Source organism: Shewanella sp. 2_MG-2023 (assembly GCF_030548905.1).
Lineage (GTDB): Bacteria > Pseudomonadota > Gammaproteobacteria > Enterobacterales > Shewanellaceae > Shewanella > Shewanella electrodiphila.
The window spans coordinates 49,779-71,339 of sequence record NZ_JAUOSO010000015.1; the positions used below are offsets into that span (position 1 = coordinate 49,779).

Annotated in this window: 13 protein-coding genes; 1 reads left to right on the forward strand and 12 read right to left on the reverse strand. The window is 39.1% G+C overall.

The features are described 5' to 3' along the window. Nucleotide 1 precedes the first annotated feature (1 nt). The 9 genes from Q4600_RS15230 to Q4600_RS15270 all read right to left on the reverse strand — a co-directional run bounded on the left by Q4600_RS15230 (nucleotide 2) and on the right by Q4600_RS15270 (nucleotide 14,547). Entirely contained in the window at nucleotides 2–2,023 is a 2,022-nt protein-coding gene (locus Q4600_RS15230; RefSeq protein WP_303517168.1) for a hypothetical protein, read from the reverse strand. Beyond that, nucleotides 2,016–2,570 carry a HyaD/HybD family hydrogenase maturation endopeptidase gene (locus Q4600_RS15235; protein WP_303517167.1) on the reverse strand — a complete coding sequence of 185 codons (555 nt, stop codon included), beginning with the start codon at nucleotides 2,568–2,570 and terminating at the stop codon, nucleotides 2,016–2,018. Before Q4600_RS15235 ends, Q4600_RS15230 begins: the two co-directional genes overlap by 8 nt. Before the next feature lie 3 nt (nucleotides 2,571–2,573). Further along, nucleotides 2,574–3,239 carry a Ni/Fe-hydrogenase, b-type cytochrome subunit gene (gene cybH, locus Q4600_RS15240; protein ID WP_303517166.1) on the reverse strand — a complete coding sequence of 222 codons (666 nt, stop codon included), beginning with the start codon at nucleotides 3,237–3,239 and terminating at the stop codon, nucleotides 2,574–2,576. A gap of 29 nt (nucleotides 3,240–3,268) precedes the next feature. After that, nucleotides 3,269–4,972 carry a nickel-dependent hydrogenase large subunit gene (gene hyaB, locus Q4600_RS15245; RefSeq protein ID WP_303517165.1) on the reverse strand — a complete coding sequence of 568 codons (1,704 nt, stop codon included), beginning with the start codon at nucleotides 4,970–4,972 and terminating at the stop codon, nucleotides 3,269–3,271. A 3-nt stretch (nucleotides 4,973–4,975) separates the two neighbouring features. Further along, on the reverse strand, nucleotides 4,976–6,112 hold the full coding sequence (gene hyaA, locus Q4600_RS15250) for a nickel-dependent hydrogenase small subunit (protein ID WP_303517164.1): 1,137 nt from the start codon (nucleotides 6,110–6,112) through the stop codon (nucleotides 4,976–4,978). A gap of 512 nt (nucleotides 6,113–6,624) precedes the next feature. Beyond that, the gene (locus Q4600_RS15255) at nucleotides 6,625–9,111 is read right to left on the reverse strand and encodes a hypothetical protein (protein ID WP_303517163.1); all 2,487 of its coding nucleotides are present in this window, start codon (nucleotides 9,109–9,111) and stop codon (nucleotides 6,625–6,627) included. A 303-nt stretch (nucleotides 9,112–9,414) separates the two neighbouring features. Further along, nucleotides 9,415–11,649 carry a tetratricopeptide repeat protein gene (locus Q4600_RS15260; RefSeq protein WP_303517162.1) on the reverse strand — a complete coding sequence of 745 codons (2,235 nt, stop codon included), beginning with the start codon at nucleotides 11,647–11,649 and terminating at the stop codon, nucleotides 9,415–9,417. A 194-nt stretch (nucleotides 11,650–11,843) separates the two neighbouring features. Beyond that, nucleotides 11,844–13,556, reverse strand: coding sequence for an alkaline phosphatase family protein (locus tag Q4600_RS15265; RefSeq protein WP_303517161.1), 1,713 nt, complete (start codon nucleotides 13,554–13,556; stop codon nucleotides 11,844–11,846). A 136-nt stretch (nucleotides 13,557–13,692) separates the two neighbouring features. After that, complete coding sequence (locus Q4600_RS15270; protein ID WP_303517160.1) at nucleotides 13,693–14,547, reverse strand: hypothetical protein; 855 nt, start codon at nucleotides 14,545–14,547, stop codon at nucleotides 13,693–13,695. 288 nt (nucleotides 14,548–14,835) lie between these two features. Between Q4600_RS15270 and Q4600_RS15275 the strand changes: the two genes are divergently transcribed. Continuing rightward, the gene (locus Q4600_RS15275) at nucleotides 14,836–15,084 is read left to right on the forward strand and encodes a YdcH family protein (RefSeq protein ID WP_102527273.1); all 249 of its coding nucleotides are present in this window, start codon (nucleotides 14,836–14,838) and stop codon (nucleotides 15,082–15,084) included. Between the two features lie 313 nt (nucleotides 15,085–15,397). Here the strand turns inward: Q4600_RS15275 and Q4600_RS15280 are convergent, their stop codons facing one another. The 3 genes from Q4600_RS15280 to Q4600_RS15290 form a co-directional block, all read right to left on the reverse strand. Continuing rightward, nucleotides 15,398–16,669, reverse strand: coding sequence for an ectonucleotide pyrophosphatase/phosphodiesterase (locus Q4600_RS15280; protein ID WP_303517159.1), 1,272 nt, complete (start codon nucleotides 16,667–16,669; stop codon nucleotides 15,398–15,400). A gap of 205 nt (nucleotides 16,670–16,874) precedes the next feature. Next, a complete protein-coding gene (locus tag Q4600_RS15285; RefSeq protein WP_303517158.1) occupies nucleotides 16,875–20,078 on the reverse strand; it encodes an efflux RND transporter permease subunit in 3,204 nt (1,067 codons plus the stop codon). A gap of 4 nt (nucleotides 20,079–20,082) precedes the next feature. Beyond that, nucleotides 20,083–21,279, reverse strand: a complete 1,197-nt coding sequence (locus Q4600_RS15290) for an efflux RND transporter periplasmic adaptor subunit (RefSeq protein ID WP_303517157.1) — start codon at nucleotides 21,277–21,279, stop codon at nucleotides 20,083–20,085. Nucleotides 21,280–21,561: the final 282 nt, after the last annotated feature.

The following is a 21,561-nucleotide window of genomic DNA, read 5'->3' on the forward strand; positions in this document are numbered from 1 at the left end:
CCTATCGACGTCGTTTAGCAAGGTACAAACCACCAACAGCAATATTGGCACCTTCTAAATCAAGTTGACGATTCACAACTAAAGGATAGTTTTTGCCAAGTCGGATACACAATCTGTTTGCCATGACTTCATAACTAAAGTCGTTTCCGGCTAACACTACCGCATCTATGCCTTGCTCTTGTTCTAAATGATCTATCCAGTTGCTCAAATAGTCGGTTAACGAATCAAAAAAACCAAAGGCTAAAATTGCAGGGTTGGCACCCGCTAATTTAAAGCTCATTAAACTTGCGAGTGTTTTACGCCAATTAATAGAACGTTTATGTAGGGCATTGTTATCTTCACTATTAATCGCACACAGCGGAAAATCGACTCTAGGAGCATTATTGCCATGATAACTTTGCGCCAATGCGTGGAATTTGTCTGCTAACTCTCGGGCATTACAAACAGGGGCATTAGCAATAGGAACATTACAAGCAGGGGCGTTAGAAAATGGTGAACTAGGACCATTCTTTCTAACTTCTTCATCAGGTAATACTATTAACGCTGCGTATGCCATAAAGGTTTGCAAGCTATCTGCTTGAGCCCCTGAAGTTAACGTAAAATCAGTTAGTAACTTGAATACTTCAGGGTAGGCTACACAATATTTGTTAAATATAGTGTTCATATCAGAGGCGACTAACTCTTCAATTAATTGCTGACCACTTTGTGGCAGTGTAGGCATTTGTAAAAATGAACTAATTTCGCCTTGCTGATTTTGAGTAATCACAGAGCTTGATTGACTATTTGATAAATAAATACAAGCGAGCTTTTTAAGACTAGAAGAAGCCTCTAATGAACTATTAATGCTAGTGACACAACCCGTATTTAATAAACCAGCGTGTAAAGCACAAGTTGCTGCGTCTATACCTTGTAATGGTTTTTGTTGAATCAGACTGCTAGCTAATGTTTCATTTGATTCAGTAACGGTACATTTCAACGTATTTTTTTGCCACGACACATTATATATATGATTACCTTTAAGATATCGATTGTCATCGTGCTTTGGCATGGGGGCTTCAAAGTTTAAGTCAGTTGTCGTTTGGTTTTGAACCCACACATTATTGACCCAAGACACGCTAAGGTTATTTTGTGGCTTTTTGATATATAACCAATTAATTTGTTGTCTTTTTAATAGTGCTGCAACACGAATGAGTAACCGGCTGTCAGCGAAAGTCACATTGTAATAGCTATCATTTAAATCTTGATTCAGTTCACTCCGGTTATTGTTTGATTTTTTATTCGGGGCAAGCTTTAGAAAAGGTTTCTCGAAGCTAGATAAAGCAAGAGATTGGTGCTGTTTAATGATAAAAGAAGATGAAATAACAGCTGGGTGGGTAATCAACACTTGCTGCAAGGAACTTAGTTCTAAGAGATTAGGATGTAATTCTGTGGTTTGATTAGTAATGATGGGATTCAAACTCAAACTAAGTGAGTTTTCTTGCTGGCCAATCCAAACTTCTTCACCTTGCAGTATCCTGTTGACTAGGTTTGATATATCTTGCTGATTGAAACCAATTTCATACTGTTTAAGGTTGCGCTCACCTAAACAGTGGGGGCAAGGAACGGCTATATCTATTTCTTTATTTAAGCCTTTATATAAGTCTTTATCTGAGCTGTTATCTAAGTTCGAAATCAATGGTTCACATTCACTGCAATAACCTTGATGGACTGCTTGGTGTTGTAAACACGTTTTAGTGCCTTTTCTTACGTCGATAGCAATGACTTCGGCGCTTTTAAGCCAAATTGAATATAAAAATTTAGCCGCTATTTCATCAGCTAATTGGGCTAATTCAGACTGTGAAGCTTCTACTTCAATAAAGTAAGTATGTATCGGTGTGAATTGGGCATGTTGAGCGATTTGGCCATTATTAATATTATGGCCGACAGTAAAATCAAAACGGTTATCCGCGAGGTATGAATTACAGAGATCTGCATATAAAGGAATATCGCGATGGCAAAAAAAGTTAAAACTGATTTTAGGCATATGCTAGTGTTCCGCGTTTATATGAATCAGGAATAAGTGCGTTAATATCGACTTCAGCTTTTTGCTGATAAGTAAACCCTTGTTCAGTAAGGTGCTTAAGCAATACTTTTTCCATAGTGGGGACCGCTGCTTGGATAGAAGGTGTCAGTCCCAACGTCATCGGTTCTATTACTGTTGGTGTAACCCCCACAACATGGGTATCAGGTCTATCGCCAACCATTTCCATCATGATAAGGGTTTGCAGCATCTCAACTTCATGAGCGCTGCCTTGCCAATCGATTTCCGGTGGCGCTTGATCAAAGTTAAAAGAATATACTTCACCTGGATTAACTCCTGGACTGTTGACAGTATCAACAACAATTAAGTTATCGTAGCGACATAGAATAGGGATTAACCCTTGTGCGAGTGTGCCACCATCGAGTAAATCAATGCTGTCTGTTGGGTGGTTAAACTGATATTTCTCTTGGATATAATTAACGAAATGTACGCCGATACCTTCATCAGCGTACAGTACGTTTCCTATCCCGATGAGTAGAGTAGTAGACAAGGCTTAGTGATCCTTATGGTAATCATAACCAGAGACAATTGAGTCAACAGAGTTATGTTTAAAGCGAATACCTGACCAAACAGCCATGTAAACATGGATAACCATGAATGCAATAAATGCCCATGTGATAATGTGGTGCCAAATTCTAACTTGTGCCAGTCCTCCCATAAGGGCAGTAAACCAAGCTGAAATCTCCCATATTAATCCACCGAATCCTTCATGGTACACATTAGCGTAAAGCACTAAACCCGTTATACACATGAATAATGCTGCCAATGAAATACCTACATAAGTGACGAATTGTAGTGGACCATATACACCAGCTTTATTAAGGTGCCCCATCCAAATGTAAGATTTAATTTGGGTTATCCAGCTGTTAATACTTAATACATCTTTAACTGAACGTCTTTCAATGGAACTCCTTCCAAAGAAAAACAGATAAAAACGCACTATGGTGACGCTGGTTAATGCGAAGCCAAAAATAACATGGGCAAAACGTATCCATCCTTGAACTAATACATCGGATGATTCTGGTGCCACTAAAAATGGCCAAGAAATGTAAAATCCAGTAGCTATGAGTACTACAATCGATAATGCCCTAATCCAATGAAATATTCGGATGGCAGGCGAGAAAATTAATTCTCTATGATGGGTAGCAACCTGAGTCATAATCAATTCCTCTTTGGTTTGCGAAACGATTAAAGACCATTAGGGTCAATACGGAACTCACCCAAACTTGTGCCTTTGTAGTCCATGACATGAACTGCACATGCCATACAAGGATCAAAAGAGTGAATTATACGAATGACTTCAAGTGGTTTACTCGGATCTTCAAGCTCTAAGCCTATTAACGAAGCTTCATACGGACCAACTTTACCGTTGGCGTCTACCGGCCCAGCATTCCAGGTAGTAGGGACAATCGCTTGGTAGTTTTCAATTTTACCACCTTTGATCCTTAACCAATGACTGAGCATGCCTCGCGGTGCTTCAATCATCGCGTGCCCAACGTACTCTTTCGTTGAATCAATCTCAGGCGTAACGTAAGTACTTTCATCTGACTGCATGTTGATAAGCATCGCATCAAATGTCTTTAACCCTTCTTCAGCGACAATAACAGTTTGTAGCATCCGAGCAGCTGTTCGACCAAGCGTGGTAAATAAGGCTCCAATAGGTAAGCCTGTTGCCTCAAGTAATCCGTTTACTGCACTAACGACGACTTGGTTTCCACGAGCATAACTCACCAATAATGATGCCAGAGGACCAACTTCAACGGGTTCGTCTTTGTATCGAGGTGATTTAACCCAGCTATATTTTCCATCGCCATCTACTGTAGGTAATTTTCCGTAGACAGTATCTCGTTCGACGAAACCGGTGTAATCGGGTACGGTCGTTCCGTCATAGGGATGTTGTGGGCCATCAGCTTCATACCATGCGTGCGTAACATCTTCTTTGATTGAATCTGGGTCAATGTCTGTCACACCAGCAAGATCGCCAGCCATTATCACGCCTTGATCAAACATGTATTGACCGTGAGCCAGCACAAAGTCATTAGTTGCCATAAAGTTGTTTACATTAACGCCCCCTAGCACACTTGGCTCATTACCAAAGGCCGCTGCAGCCATCACAATATCGGCTTTATATGCGCGAATAATAAAATCTTGCACTATGGCATGTTTTTGCTTCCATTCTTGCAAACGAGCAGGGCTTAACATGTCTCGAACAGAAGTGACGCCACCTACAACTAGCGATTGTGGGTGAGGGGATTTGCCGCCGAAAATGGCTAACATCTCTGCAGCGACGCGTTGAACTTCTAACGCTTTTAAATAATGTGATAAAGCGATTAAGTTTTGCTCTGGGGTAAATCGATAGGTTCTATTACCCCAATAGGCATTGGCAAATGGCCCTAACTTACCTGTATCCACGAGACCTTTAACGCGCTCCTGTGCAGCGCGTAAATCACCTTCACCGGCAGCGATAGGATTTGCAGTGTATTTACCTGCCTCTTGTGCTGCTAATGCGGGATCCGCGCTCAATGCTGAAACCACATCAACCCAATCTAAACCATGTAAATGATAAAAATGAACAATGTGGTCATGCATATACAAAGAGGTTTGCATCAGTGAGCGCAAGTATTTTGCATTTAAAGGAATTTTCACACCTAATGCATTTTCTACCGCTTCTGTTCCGCAGCGATAATGAGAATAAGTACAGACACCACATATACGTTGAACAATAAGGCCCACATCCATCGGAGTACGACCTTTTAAAATAACTTCAATGCCACGCCATAAAGTAGAAGAAGACCAAGCCTTTTTAATAACATTATTTTCATCAACTTCGACTTCTACACGCAGGTGACCTTCGATTCGAGTAATAGGATCGATTACAACACGTTTGTTCATGAGTTATTCCTCTAAAGGCTTAGCAAATAGACTTGCGACAGCATGTGCACCTATACCAACAACGGTTGCGCCTAGTATTACAGCGCCAATGGTGTCAGCTGTTGCATCAACCCCATGCAATAACTGTCTCCCTAATGGTTTCTCGAAATCTGCCATGTCATCCCAGAAATTAGGTTCTGAGCATCCAATACAGCCGTGACCCGCTAATACTGGCCAGCTTGTATGATGATTAAAACGTTCAGTAGGGCAGTTGTTGTATGTGTACGGTCCTTTACAGCCCACTTTATATAAGCAGTAGCCATCTTTTGCGCCTTGATCGCCAAATGTTTCAACGAATTCGCCTGCATCAAAACGTCCACGTCTTTCACAGTTATCGTGTACGCGTGCGCCATAAGCCCATTTAGGTCGATTGAACATGTCAAGCGCAGGTAGTTTTCCAAACATAATGAAATACATCAAAGTGCCGACAATGTTTTTTTCACTTGGCGGGCAGCCGCCTAGATTAATAACAGGTTTATCAATAACGTCTTGAACACCTTTGGAACCTGTAGGGTTTGGCGCTGCCGCTTGAACACCACCGAACGCTGCGCAAGTTCCCACCGAAATAATCGCCGCAGCACCTTCAGCTGCCTCTTTGACAATCTGCATTCCAGTGTGGCCTTTACAGCCAACAGTTAGAAATGCACCGTTATTTGCTGTTGGAATGGCGCCTTCAACTGCCAATAAATAGTTGCCTTTGTAGGCTTCCATGGCATGTTCAAGGTTTTCTTCAGCTTGCCAGCCAGAAGCTGCCATTAATGTTTCGTGATATTCCAATGAAATATGATCGAAGATTAAGCTGTCGAGGTTGGGCGTATCAGTGCGGATTAGCGACTCAGAGCAGCCTGTACATTCGGCCATATGTAACCAAATGAGTGGAACTCTGTCAGCCAGCTCTGCGGCTTCAGCTACTAAGTTGGTAAAAGGAAGGGGAAGTGCAAGTAATGCGGTTACTGAAGCACTCCATGTCATGAATTCGCGTCTTGTTATACCGTTTTCTTTTAGTTTTTCATCTAACGTTACGGTTTGTCGAGGCGCTGATTCACGTAGTTCTGCTAAACGGCTTTTACACCGATGATATAAAGCTGAATGTGTATCCATGTTATAACCTATTCCGTTTGGGAGGAACAAACTGCCTGATCCCAATATAACGGGATGGATAGATTAAATATTGACCTGAATCAAAGTTAAAACACTTGATTGAACTTTTTATGAAACAATCGTTGTTGATTTGTTTTTAATCAATTAATGCTAATTAAGGACAGTTTCAACTGAGCATAATTTTTGATAAAAGTTTGATGTTGAGCAGTTATAACGAAGGGTTATTTCATTTTTTGCAATTTGGATTCCGAAAAATGGAAATGCGGATATTACATAATGAAAAGTGAATTAAGAAAAATGCAAACGGAAATGACGTTACAATTTGCTGTTGGGAACAATCTGTATGACTCCATAACGACTTGAGGTTTACATATACTGCAGGCTTGACATGATGTTTTTTATCACAAAAAACACTCAATAAATTTTGTTGAGCTATTACTCTTTCTAGATTGACCAATTTCTAGATTAACCCATTTTTAGATTAGCGCATTTTTGGATTGATAGTGTTCAACTTACTGACTCATCGAAATCTTGCGTAAGCCCCAATTGGTGTCAGTTGCAGGGCTAGATATGTTATTTAACCATTTAAGCTCTATGATTTTTTCACCTGTAGTGTCTATAGGAATTAGAATTGACGATTGTTGCCACTCTGTGTCTGAGGCGGGCACAGTTAACTGAGCCTTTGACTCACCATTAACGATAACTTCTATTATAAAGCCAGGGTAGTTGTCAGGTAGTTTTCTTTCTCCAGGTTTATTTATCGATTCAAAATTGATAGCAATATTTTTAGTGTTTTCTACGGTAACTTTCCAGCTTATAGCAGCATCACTTTTCCATACGGATCTGGCTTGTTCATCTTCGTAATAAGACCAAGCCCAACTATCTTGTAATTTATAAAAATTGTTAATGTTAACGTTTAAATCCTGGATAGCTGAATAATCACTTATATCTATTTGGCTGATCCCTTGGGAATATCCAGCTACAAATAATTGCTGAGAACATGTTGAAAAGACTAAATCGGCTATACCAATTCCGACATTAGCATTAATTTTTTGCCAATTGATACCAGCATCATTACTGATATGTAATTCACCTTCGTTTTTGTGAATCCAATTGGTTAAACTCACGACAATTCGTTCTGGATTAAGTGGATCGACTACCAGGGCATCAACAGCACCTACGACGTTAAAGTCTTTAACCAGTTCCCATTCACTTTCTGGATTTTGCTTTTTGAAGACTGCAGCTCCATGTCCGTCCTGTTCAGAATTAGCAGAACCAGCATAAACAGCGCCATCCTGACTAACTACAAGGTCATATATATACTTCTTTTTAAGACCAGTATGAACCCATGTCTCACCATCATTGTTGGTACTATAAACCCCATTGGATGCTGTACCCCAGTATAAAATATTGTTTAATTTATCTTGATCTAAAGCATTATAAATTCGTTTACTTGGAGGCTTAGTAAGCGAGCGCTGCCATTCATATCCACCATTCGTTGAAATATATAAACCATGACCATCAATGCCTAAATAGAACTTGTTTGGATCATTTTTATCAGCGATTAAAGCTCTAGCATAACCTTTGCTCCAAATTGGCCAGTCTGTAGAATAATAAGAAGGAAGTCCCTGACTGACACGCTGCCAAGTCACGCCACTATCTTCGCTGATGACTATTTGGTTTGCTTCAGATTGCCAGGCGCTGCTGGTGGCGATTATTTTTTTAGATTGAACAATAACATTCCAGAAATGTCCCGCCATATCGTTATCAAAATATTGGTCTGTAGCGATTGGTAAAAGTGACGTGGGTTGTCCATTTGTTGGGTACCGGATGAGGCCAACGTCCATTGAAGCGGTAACAACATCACCATTTTCAGTAATAGCAATACCTGAACCCACAGTGTTAGAGGCGCCAGTTTTGAAATTTTCAGTCCAAGTCTCGCCAGCATCAATACTCCTCCATATGCCCCAATAAGTCGTGAAGTAGAGTATGTTTTCATCTTTGTAATCAAAGTTTACCGACATGATTTTACTGATATCGTTCTGGTTCCAACTTCGGGTTGGGTTTGTATTTGAATAATCAATTTCTTTTAAACTGTTTTGCCAGGTTTTCCCTGAATCATGACTGACCAAGATCCCCGACTTCCAATCTTCATACCAAGCAACTATAAGACTGAACTCACCTAAGCTATTACTCTTGACCGCGAGTCTATGTGCCACACTCGTATCAGAGATGTGTGCTTCAAGATTAAGAGACTCCCAATGCACACCGTCATCAACAGAAATTAATACCTGATTGTTGCTGGTAGCAAATAGATATTGCTGGTCATTTAATCCAGCTACTGTGAGATCCAGTGTCGTACTCGGATGTTGTTTCGTCAGTTGCCATTGATCGTCTAGCTGACGAAAAATATAACGGCTAGTTGATGTGCCTGCCACTATAGTGCCTTGATTACTAACAATAAGACTTGAAATTACTTCTTCTGATGGGGTTGTGATCAGTAGTTGAGCATGTTCAGATTCATAACGATAGATATTGCCTTTTCTGTCACCAAAAATGAATTCAGTTGGTATTGACTCATCGATCGCGATGTTATTGAACGTTTCCCATCGTTTGAAATTTACGTTATCGGGGAGGTTGTTGAGGTCTTGCCATGTTTCACCCCCATCAATGGTTTTAGAAATACCTGATTTTGTTGTTGCGTAACCAATGAGTGGTTGAGATGTAGAAAAGACAATATTCGATACACTCAGGTTAGCAAGACCTGAATTAGTTTGTTGCCATTCAGCTTCTGCAAAACCCGCATTCCAGATCCCTGAAACATCCGATATTAAGTAAACTTTATCGTTGTGGCTTAAAATTTTAGGGTAAGCACCGCCACCAGACCAGTTTAATTGGTGTTGGTTTGTTGGACAAATTTTGACTTGTTCTGCTAAACAAGATGATATTGACAATATAGCCACAACTAATGTGATACACCGTATAGAAGTAATATCCATATTCAATTTATCCCTTAGCGTAAAATTCATCTTTAACTTTTAAATAAAGTAGTACTCAATATTATAGTGAGATGGTGGGTTAATAACGCCAACTTTAGTTGGAAATACAGTTATAAGGATGAATTATACTCAGCAATCCTTTCGATTTTGCTACGAAAATATTGCAGCACTAAAATACTCAACATGCATTCATATAATTGCTTCCTCACTCGTTCAAAAGAGAGGAAGCCATTATTTAAAGAATGATTGTCTTATCAATTATTGTCCTATCAATTATTGTCCTATCAATTATTGTCCTATCAATTATTGTCCTATCAATTGTTGTACAACTTGCGGGGGGACTATCTTAGCAAGTTGATTGATACAAGCTTGTGTCGTTGGATCTCGATGCCTAATTTTAAACTCACAAAGCGCATATAGATGTTGAGGATTGCCACCAACTTCATAAGCCTTGGTAAGCGACTTCATTGCTTGGGTAACACTGACTTTTTCTTGCGCAAGACCTAGTACATACCAATATTGTGGGTTAGTCGCTTCAATCTCAGTTGCTTGCTCAAAATAATCAATCGCACCTGTTAGTTGTTGCTGTCTGAAAAGATTTAAGCCAGCGCTGTACCTTAACAATGCTGCCTTTGGTTGATTCGCAATCCCTTTTTTTAAGGTGGCTAATGATCTCTCATCATCACCCAGTTGACGGTATAAGTCTGCAAGGTTTGCATAGCTTGTTGCAAATATTGGTTCTATCTCGATGGCTTTTAAGTAAAGTTTTTCTGCTTGCGTTATGTTGCCTTTAGCGTTGTGAATATTACCGAGGTTCATCAATCCGAAACCTCGGTCAGAATTGAATTGTTGAATTTCAATATATTCATTCAAAGCAGGGGTCAATAGTGCTCTTTGAGCATCATTCATATTTTGCCATTCACTCATCAAAGTGCTGGCAGTTTCAGTTCTGACAGCATATACAGGATCACTGAGTAATGGACTGACTATTTGCCAGCGGTCATTAAACGGATAAGGAGCAGAACCGGTTAATGCACCTAATCTTATTTGAGGGTCTTTATGCTTTATACCTCTCATCACTGCGACCATAGTATTTTGGCTTGGGAATCTATCCATTCTACTAAGCGCCGAAGCCCGGATAATGTTGGATTCTAGGTGGTTTTGAGCAATATATGAAAGCTTATCTCCACTTGTTTGCACACCGGCAGATGCTTGTGCGAATGCTAACGAAAAACTGTCACTGTTTTGATAACTGGAGTCTGGAAATTGCTTTTCAAGGGCATTAACAGCCCATAGATTAGATTTTTCATTGTGACAAGAGGTACATACGTTTGGTGTGCCGATTTTTTTACTAATATCGGGTCTAGGAATTTGAAAACTATGATCTGCTCTAGGGTCTACTTCCATATAGGTTGTTTTTGGCATGTGGCAGGTTACACATTGAGCAGCTTCAGTTCCATCTTGGTGTTGACTATGTTTGGCTGAAGTATATTCGCTAGGTAAATGGCATTGAAAACAAATTGATTCAATTGGCGCTTTAAGTTTAGTACTGTGCGGATTATGACAATCGCTACATACAACGCCAGCAGCGTGCATTTTAGATTGTTTGAACGACCCCATGACAAAGACTTCCTCGTAAATTTGTCCGTCGGGATAATATAAACTTGGTGTAATTGCATTTAGATTATATTTATCGAAAAAATCACCTTTAATAGGGTCATGACTGTTATTGAGTTGTGCTCTTCTACTATGACATTGGGCACAAGTATCTAACTGATCGGAATCTGTCAGTTGTTTAGGTTGAAGTATTTTTTGTCCTTTCGTAAATTCCCATGAGCCAACTTTAGGTTTCAAGTTGCGATCAAAGCCATTTAAGGGATTCGTATTATTAGGAGTTTGAGCCCATATGATGTGCTCGCTTGCCGGCCCATGACACGCCTCGCAGGCAACGTTAATTTCAGACCAAGTGGTGTTATAGGTGTTTGTTTTACTATCATAGTTTTTGTCGATGTTTGTAGAGTGGCAATCTGCGCACATATAGTTCCAGTTTTGGCCATTATTAGTCCAAAAAAACTCATCATGTACATCCATGTCAGGATAAAGATTAAACCAACGTTGGCCACCTTGGCCTTTATCTCTGCTATCCCAAGCTAGTGGAATAAGTTGCACTCTACCATCCGGAAATTTAACCATATATTGTTGTAATGGCTCATAGCCAAATGTATAGCTAATTTCATAGTCATGGCTTTTACCGTCAGGTCCTTTGGTATTGACCCAATATTGAGTGTTTTTACGATAAAACCTATGTGATTGATTGTTTTCTTGAAGTGTTTGATTATCAAAATTACCGAGAACGGAATCTTCACTAGCATGGCGCATGGACATATCGTGATGAGAAGCTTGCCAGTCAGAATACTGTTGCTGGTGGCAGTCAACACATTGTTCAACACCAACATAATCAGCAGCGACAGAGTGAGTTTGATGTATAACAAAAATGATGACTAAACAAATAAAAACAACTAGCTGATTGAATTTCATATTAAAACTGTACCCAAGATTAATTAACCCTATCTTAAGGTCTAATTAACAAATCACCAACACCAAACCTGTGACTATTTGTAAAATTCAATCTCACTATGAGTTAATCATTTTTATAATGAGAAAGGCTGCCTACAGCAGCCTTTACACCAACATCTATAAATTGAGGTGGATTTACGTTGAGAAGCTTGTCGCTACTTTACCAAAACCTCTTTTAGTGGGTATCCGACAGCACTTGAAGGAGCGTTGATATTCATCAATGCACTGAGTGTCGGTGCTAAGTCGACAGTTGCAACAGGCCTGTTTATAGTTTGTCCTTTAAGTTTCATGCCAGCAAATATAATAGGAACATGGGTGTCATAGCGCCACGGAGAACCATGTACAGAGGCAACATTGAGACCGTCAAAATCTGCCACAAACACATTTGGCTCAAAAACTAAGTAAATATCTCCTGAGCGGCTAGGGTAAAAACTGTTTTGCACTTTTTGAGTAATTTCATCGTTAGGCACATTGCCATTTAATAAATGATTAAAGCTATATGCTCGATGAATACCTGAAACACTATTGAGTATATTAGCGACTTGTGTTGTTGCTTCCGCTAATGGCACTTTTTGTTTAGCTAGCTTGTCATGATCCAAATTAATATAGGGTTGCCATGCATTAACAAACAAATCCCCTGTAATTTTCCATTTGCTTTTTAAAGACTGAATGGCAGCATTTTTTTCTAAACTTGCTAAGTCGAAATGTTTAGCTTTGATACCAAATTGCGTTAAGTATCCCGGCGCCTCAGGAGCACCATGATCAGCTGATAACACGATCAGTGTGTTTTCTAAACCAATGTTGTCATCAATAAAACCAAATAAAGAGGCCAATGTCCTATCGAGTCTCAGTAGATTATCTTCTGCTTCTAAGCTGGATGGGCCAAAGATATGGCCAACATAATCGGTTGACGAAAAGCTTATCGATAAATAATCAGTCACGATTTGGTTATCATGACTATTGTTACCAAGATTATTGTTAGTAATGACTGTTTTAGCGAAATCAGCAGTCATTTCATCACCGATAGGACTTACGGTTAAAAAAGTACTAAAGTAGGGGTTATCACTAGGGCCAAATTCATGTGGGAATGTAATTCCGTAACCTGGCAATTTTGTTTTCCAATCGTGATTCTGATTATCACCGAATAAATATTGCTGAGCAGGTTTTGATAATTGCCATTGGGTGTTGGCATATGTCGATATTGGATTCGCTTTATTCCAGTTTGTTACCCATTGTGGATATTGTTTGTAATAATAATCGCTACTAACAAATTCACCGGCTGATTTAGAAAACCAAAATGCTTTTCCTGTGTGACCTGCTAATGTGATAGCTCCGCGGTCCTTAACTGATACTGCAAAGACTTTAGATTGGCCATTGTTACTGGCAGTAAGCTCATCACTAAACGTAGTCACCATAATATTTTTTGGTGAACGGCCTTCAACTTTACTGGCTTTTTGTGTGGGATCGATTTCATTTTTCGCATCGACAGCAGCATTTGCACTTAAAAGTGGGTGTTGTTCATCTTGTACATTGTAAATTGGTTGCTGCATTTGCTTATCAAACCATAAATTACTCACCATGCCGTGTGTTGAAGGATGTGCTCCTGTGGCTAGCGTTGTATGCCCGACAACCGTTTCAGTAATCGCATGTTGATGATGAGCTTCTTTGTAATAAACCCCTTCATTGATTAAATATTCAAAGCCATCGTCAGAGAAATGCTGCTGATAACGTTGCAATAAATCCCCCCTGAGTTGATCTACAGTGATTTGTAAAATCAATTTTGGTTGTTTTGCCTGAGCATCTTTGAATGGGGTGACTAGTGTAATTAAGCTTATCGAGACGATTGATATTGCTGGAAGCCATTTCATCAACTATTCCTTCTATTAGTACTATTTGATAACAAATCCTTGTATGAATAGTATTAGCAGAGAAATAGGCAATGATAAATAATGCTTTGGTGTTGATAAGCAAAGAAAAGGGTATTGTTAAAGTAAATTCTTAAATCTACTGATAGCCAGATAAATGTTGCTGACACATTGCTAAATTAAAACGAATTTTATCTAACCATGTTGAAGCTTCATTATCAGATAAATACCAAAAGCCTGATAATTTTTCAGGGTATTGGTCGAAAAACACTTGTTCAACATCAAGCAGTTTTTGTTGTGTCACTGCAGCCAACCAAGCAGACTGCGGAAGTTGGTTAAGATATCGTAAATTATTGAGGGCAGCATGGGAGCTTTGATTTTGTAACGTTAACTCAATCATTAACTGATATGGGTCATGTATTTGATGCTGAATAGAATCAGTTATAGGTATAACTTGTGTAACACGGCTAGATTTTTGAGTCTGGAAATCAGTTTTCCGTGCTGCCGTTTCATTCAATAATAGAGCAGGCCACATAGCTTGTTGTGCATTACTTTGTTGATGAACTTCTATTGCAATCCTACGTTCACCAAGCCAATTATGAACAACACAGGGTAAATGTTGTTTTAACGACATATCTTCACTGCGTTTAAGGCTAGGTAGTAATGACATTCTTTCAAGTGCTAACTCACAGTTTAATCGACTAAATAACACAAAACTGACTAACCCAGATGAAGGCCAGCATTTGAGCTTCAATTCTAATTCGCGAGCGACTATTGATAAATTGGTTGTTAACCAATCACTATGAGGTCCAGTAACGACAAAATCTTCAGTTGAACCTGCATAAGGACCATTACAAATATTGATAATGTTATCGCCACTAGCAATAGTGCCATTAAATATAATGGTATAACCGTGAGTAGCAGCTTGCCAATCACCATTGGCATTACCAATAATAGTGACTTTGCCAAATTGGGGTTGTGCTTTAGATGTCATATTGAATTCGATTCGTACTCTTTTTTATAGGCATATATTTTAGCAGTGATTCAGTACTTTTATTCAAAGTTTTGAATAGATTAGATCAAACACCTTGTATTTATAAAGGGTTGAATGTTTTTTGAGCACTTATTTTGTGTCAGAAATTCTATATTGAGAAAATATGCTTGTATTTTATGCTAAGTGCTCTACATTTTATATGAGATTTAAAGTTGAAAATCGTTACCTTCAAAACTCGAAAATAGAACCAATGAACATGTAATATTAAGATAAATAAATGAGGCTTATATGTTAGGTGAAAATCACTCTCTTCGAAATGAATTTCCTGATCACTTAGACACCATTGCAGCGCTAAATAAATCTGATGCTGAATTTGCAACTGTATTACAGCAATACGATAAGTTGGACAAACAAATTCGTGAATTAGAATTAAAAGATTCACCCATATCTGATGATTCTATTCATGACTTAAAGCAACATCGCGTTGAGATGAAAGACAAGTTATATCAACAAATCATGGCGGCCGAGAAAAGTTAGTGACATTCAGTACAACAAAGGCCAATTGAATTTGGCAATTGGCCTTTTAAGTTGGATTTGTATAATTGATTTTTTACACAAAACGTACCTGATAGGCTATTCACCCGTTATCAATAATTTTATATCTCGTTTGTGCATCTCTTTACCTAAGCAAACAGGTTACCACGAAGGCGTTTTGCCTCAGCAATCATGTGATTCATAATGTTCTCTTACATTTACGCTTTCAATGCGGTAACAAACCAATTTAACCGTTTAGCTTACTCAGTTAACTCGTCATAAAAGGCTTTAGATTGGTTTTATCCATTTAGTTGTTTTAATGTTTTAAAAGCGGACTTAATACTGACAATTCACCATCAATCTTTTCTGTTACTGTTAAACCTAAAATATGAGCGATGAGAGGGTACAGGTGAATGTTTTTAGCTTGTTGTATCGTAGCGCCTTGTTTAAACATTGGCCCTTGAGCATAGAGTACGGTATTCATATCTGAGATTACTTCAGGATCATAACCATGCTTGCCGATAACGCCTGGTTTAGCATCAGTACTAGTAATATAGTAATTATTACTCACAATGACAGCATCCCCAATTGAAGCATTACCGGTAAAGTGCAGGTGGCTTGGCACATCTGCTTGTAAGTAAAACTCGAGTCCTTCAACCTGAGAAACCAACTCTTTAAGTTGCTTGAGATCCTGTTGTTTATCTTTACCCGTTGCTGTGACTAACGAAAATGCCGCGTCATTGTTAAAAATAAACTTTTTAATTAGTTTTTGATTATTGGCGATTAACTGATCTGTATATACCCGATCAAATTCATCCACTTTTGCCATACCATGATCTGAAGTGATAATCACGTTAACTTCAAAAGGTAAATCTTTTAATTCAGTAAGCAAATTACCGATCATAGTGTCTATATATAGTACTGCATCTCGCGTTTGTGATGCTTCTGGACCATGGTGATGTCCTGCGCTATCAACATCTGAAAAGTATAATGTCACGAATTGTGGTCGTTCATCTTCAGGTAACGAAAACCAGTCGATCACTTGCTGGACTCTTTCTTCATTAGGAGTACGTCCATCATATTTGAGCCAGTAATTCGGTCTAAAACCCGCTATTTCAGCTTCTGAACCAGGCCAAAAATAAGTAGCTGACTTTAACCCTTGCTGACGCGCTAATGACCATAACGGTACACCTTGATAAAATTGACCATCCGTTACGGCTTCACTAATGTTCATCGCATAATCACGTTCTAATTCAGGATTATAAAAACGGTTTGAAATAATGCCGTGATTCGCAGGATACAGGCCGGTAACGAGTGTCAAATGATTCGGGAAAGTGACTGTTGGAAAGGAGGGCACAAACTGCTTAACGGTGGCAGCATTGTTGGCAAACTCTTTGATATGTTGTGGTTGGTGTAGTTCATTATAGTCATAGCGATAACCATCAATTGATATCAACAATACGTGTTCTTGTGTAGATTCTGAAGCATGATTAAACGGCTGTTGTATATCGGTAGCTGTGACAGATATCGATAATATAATACTGCCTAATGTAAATATGAATTTCGAAACTAAGGGAATCTTTGACACAATTGATCCTTACTAATTATTGTTATGTTCATTCTCATCATAGCGTCACTATATGACATTCTTTTGTAGTTGTAGCTGATTTAACAAAACGTCTAGGCATCGATACTAAATTTATGAGCTATTACAAAAAAAGCGAAACTGACGTTTCGCTTTTTTAATTAAGGTAATCGTTTAACGATAAACCGATTAATACATACTGAGTTATCTAACTAGCACGATGACTAGGTTGTTGCTCTAAGCCTGAATTTGTTTCGGCTGGTTCCGGAACATATAATCTCCAAATTCTTTGAGCAATACCGCGCATATCTTCAATGGCAATATAAAGACAAGGGATTAAACAAAGCGTCACAACTGTTGCAAACAAAACACCAAAGGCTAGTGATACAGCCATAGGAATAACCATCTGCGCTTGCATACTGGTTTCTGTCATAATCGGCATCAAACCAATAAATGTAGTTAACGAAGTCAACATGATCGCTCTAAATCGACGACAACCCGCATTAATAACCGCTTCATTTAACGGTATACCTCGCTTACGAGAGTTATTAACGTAATCGACCATGACCAGAGAGTCATTCACCACCACACCTGCAGCTGCAATAATACCGAATACAGAAAGGGCACTTAAATCAATACCTAAAATGATATGGCCTAACATCGAACCAATAACACCGAATGGGATCACAGACATAATCATAAATGGCTGTACGTAAGATTTAAGCGGGATAGCAAGTAAACTGTAAATCACTAACATTGAGATTATAAAATCTCGTAGTTGCGTGTCAGCACTGTCCAATTGCTCTTGAATATTACCTGACACTTCACTTTTAACCCGTGGATATTTGGTTAATAGTTCTGGCATGAAGTTATCACGAATATCTTTTGCAAGTTTAAACGGCTCAGCTTGCTCAGCATCTACAGATGCCCATACATTAATAGTACGATTACCGTTTTCGCGGCGAATACTATTAACCCCTTGTACTACTTCAATGTTAGCGACTTCAGATAAGGGAAGTTCTGCACCTTGAGGTGTTTTAATTAATACCTCTTGTACCAAGGCGATGGAGTTTCGTTGTGCTTCAGGGTAGCGAAGCATTACTTTAATTTCTTCACCATTACGAATGATACGTTGTGCTTCAAGACCGTAAAAACTATTACCTACCTGCGAAGCAATATTCGCCAGGGTTAGCCCAAGACTATGGGCTAATGGTTTTAAGTTAAACTGCACTTCTTTCGCTGAAGACTGACGGCTGTCATTAACGTCACTAACCCCTTTTAAGGTATTAAGCTTATCTTTTAGTGCTTGAGAAGCAGCGATCAGCTGTACGTCATCGTTGCCTTCTAATCTAAAGCTAATATCACCATCATCGCGTCCACCACCAAACAAGCTATCTTGGACTTCAAAAGACTTAACGCCGGGTATTTTCGGCATTGCTTGACGCCACATTTCAGCGACTTCAAAGGTATTAATCGGCCTTAATTCTGGGTCAACAAGTTTGGTTCTTACTTCAGCACGAGTACGACCTTGTAATTCAACTTGTAATTCAGCAATCATGCCTTGCCCGTATTTATCTTCAAGCTCAGTTTCAACTTGTCTTAATGCGGCTTCGATAGAATGCGCTGCATCAAGTGTTGCAGTCTCTGCTGCATCAACATTCATTTCCAAGCTGATCCTTGGAAAATCATGTGGAATTTTGGGTTGCCCAATAAAGCGGACTAAACCACTAATATATAACGCAGCACAAATCACAATGAGCATAATAAAGGTTGAAATAACCGCATAACGGTATTTAACGGCTAATGTAAGACTTGGTTTGTAGATATTACTGATAAATAGGGTTAAGTACTTCTCAATTTTACCCTGAATAAAATTAACCCCATTTCGTAACCAATCTAAAGGATTTTTAGAGCCTGGTTGAACAACCTTAGGTTTATTCATGTGGGCTAAATGAGAAGGGAGGATCAGTTTAGATTCTACTAATGAGAACAGTAAACAGAGTATCACTACAAAACCGATTGCCTGACCAAAGGCAGAAGAAGGGCCATCATCAAGAGTGATTGGCAAAAATGCGGCTATGGTGGTTAATACACCAAATGTTGCCGGCATTGCGACACGCTTTACACCACGGATCACGCTATCAATATTCTGACCATTTTCTTGGCACTCAGTATGGGCACTTTCACCCATCACAATGGCGTCATCAACGACAATACCCAGTACTAAAATAAACGCGAATAAGCTAATTACGTTAATGGTTACATCAATAAATGCCATCGGCATGAATAATAAGGTACCGAGAAAACAGACGGGTAACCCCATCATCACCCAAAAAGCTAAACGTACACGTAGAAATAATGCCAGCATGAAAAAGACCAACACAGCACCTGTTTTCATACTGTCTAGCATTAAATCAAGGCGACCATCAAGATAGTAGGTCATATCTACCCATGGCTCTAGCGTGACTCCTTCTGGTAGTAAGGCCTGCTTCTTGGCAATGTAGGCTTTCATGGTATCAGCGACATCGGTGATACTCTGATTTTTAGCCGCACCGACAAAGAAAGTCACTGCATTTTGGCCATTGAATTTAGAATACTGAATCCCTTCTTCAAAGCCGTCATTGACAGTCGCAACATCGCCTAATAAGAGGTTTGTCCCATCATCTAAAGTGAGTAAGGGCAAATCTTCGAATTCATAGCCGACATAAGCTTGGTTTTCTACACGTAGGTTAATATATCCATTTTCTGCTTTGATTTGACCAGCAGACATGTTGCGAGAATAACCTCGAACTGCTTCAGCAACATCATTAAAATTAAGCCCAAACTCACGTAATCTATCTTTACTGACTTCAACACTAATTTCATAATTTAACCCACCATAGAAGTCTGCAATGTTAACGTTAGGCAGCTGCATGATTTCTTTATGGATTTTTTCACCTAAATCTTTAAGTTGTCGCTGTGACAAATCTCCATAAAGACTTAAGTACATGACTTCTTGACGAATTTTGATACGTTCTACTTTTGGAAACTCCATTCCAGCAGGGAAGGTAGATACTGAACCAATTTCAGATTTAACTTCATCAAGTACGATTTGCGGATCATAAGAATCTTCAATTCGAAAGTAGCCATTAGCTTGATTTCGATTAGAGTAGGTGATGACACGTTGTAATCCCTGAACGGTTTCAAGTGCCTGTTCAATTTTTACGGTAATGCCTTCTTCTACTTCTTGCGGAGCAGCGCCTGGATATACAGCACTGAATTCAATCCAGTTGATTTCAACAGCGGGGAAAAATTGTTTACGAATCGTATTAGCCGTTAACAAGCCGCCTAATAAAATAATGATCATTAATAAGTTTGCCGCAACGCTGTTACGGGCAAACCAAGCAATTATGCCTTTATGAGTATCTTCCATGAATTTATTCCTTATCGTCCATGGCGATAGCAGTGTCAGAATCAACACCAACCTTAGGCTCTACTTGAAGAATTTTATCGGTCGGTAAGGCCACCGTCATTCCTTCAACAGGGTAATCAAGTGCAGAAGTAATGATGCTCATACCTTCTGCTAAACCACTTGAGATAATGACGTTGCTGCCATCTTGTCTGATAATATTAACGGGCAGATAACGTAATTTTTTGTCTTTATCCATTGTCGCAACGAGGCCATTCACGATTAAATGGCGCGGGACAACGGCCACTTGACCTGCATGAGTACCGCCAATGTGAGCAGTAACATAAGTACCGTATCTTAATTCTTTATGGTTACTATTAAGCCCATATGGGTCATCAATCTCAGCAACTAAGTATGTCATCCGACTTTTACTGTCAATCACCCCTTCGCTACGAACGATAGTGCCAATCCATTCTTGTTTTTCACCTGCAAAGTTACCCACCAAAGTGACTTCTGCATTTGCACCTTTACGATCTAAATATTGCATTTCTTTGTCTGCAAGTGGTAATCGAACTTCAGCTTTATCAGTGCTATAAACTAAACCGATAGGCGATCCGTTACCTACGTATGTGCCTAAACCGATATTACGACTGCCAATTAATGCATCATAGGGCGCTTTAATTATTGCTCGTTCAAGATTCCTTTTTGCACGTAACAATCCAGCTTCAGCACTTTTTAGTTTGGCAATTTCTTGGGCTAATTGTGGTTTACGCAAGCTTAAATCACTTGGCTTACTGTCAGTAATCTCAGCCCATTCACGCTCAGCTACTTGTGCGTTAGCTTTTTCTTGAACTAACGTTGCTTTGGCTGAAGCCAAATTAGCTTGTGCATCTAACAGCGCTGACTCGTAGTCGCTAGGATCAATTCTTGCGAGGACATCGCCTTTTTTAATGAAACCGCCTTTAACAAATGCGTCAGATAAATAAGTGATTTCACCACTGACTTGTGCCACCAATTCAGTATGATATTTGGCATTGACGACACCATAAGAGCTAACGGTAAATGTCATTGGTTTATAATTAATGGTTTCGACAGATACAAGCGGGGTATTATCAACTGACGGCTTCTCTTCGGGTGGTTTTTGCATAGAAACCAACAAACCAGTAATGATTACGCCTACACCTATTATGCCAATAGGGAGAATAATTTGCTTTGCAGTAGCCACGGCACTTCCTCTTGCTTAAAGCTAAATCATAGACTTGTGCCTATGACAAATTCGTTAACAGTATTATAAGTGCATGTTACAGAGTTTGTTAAACCCTTACTGTTTGAATGTGTAATTTTATGTGTCAGATGTTTCAAACCGGTTTTTATTTTTAATAAACGTAGAAATATTAATAGGATGGGCGCAAATAATGAAATTACTGAGTCAAATTTAGATATAATAAATTCAGGATTAAGCCAAAAATCATATCTCAACTTTTAATTTAACTGTAATAAAAGAACA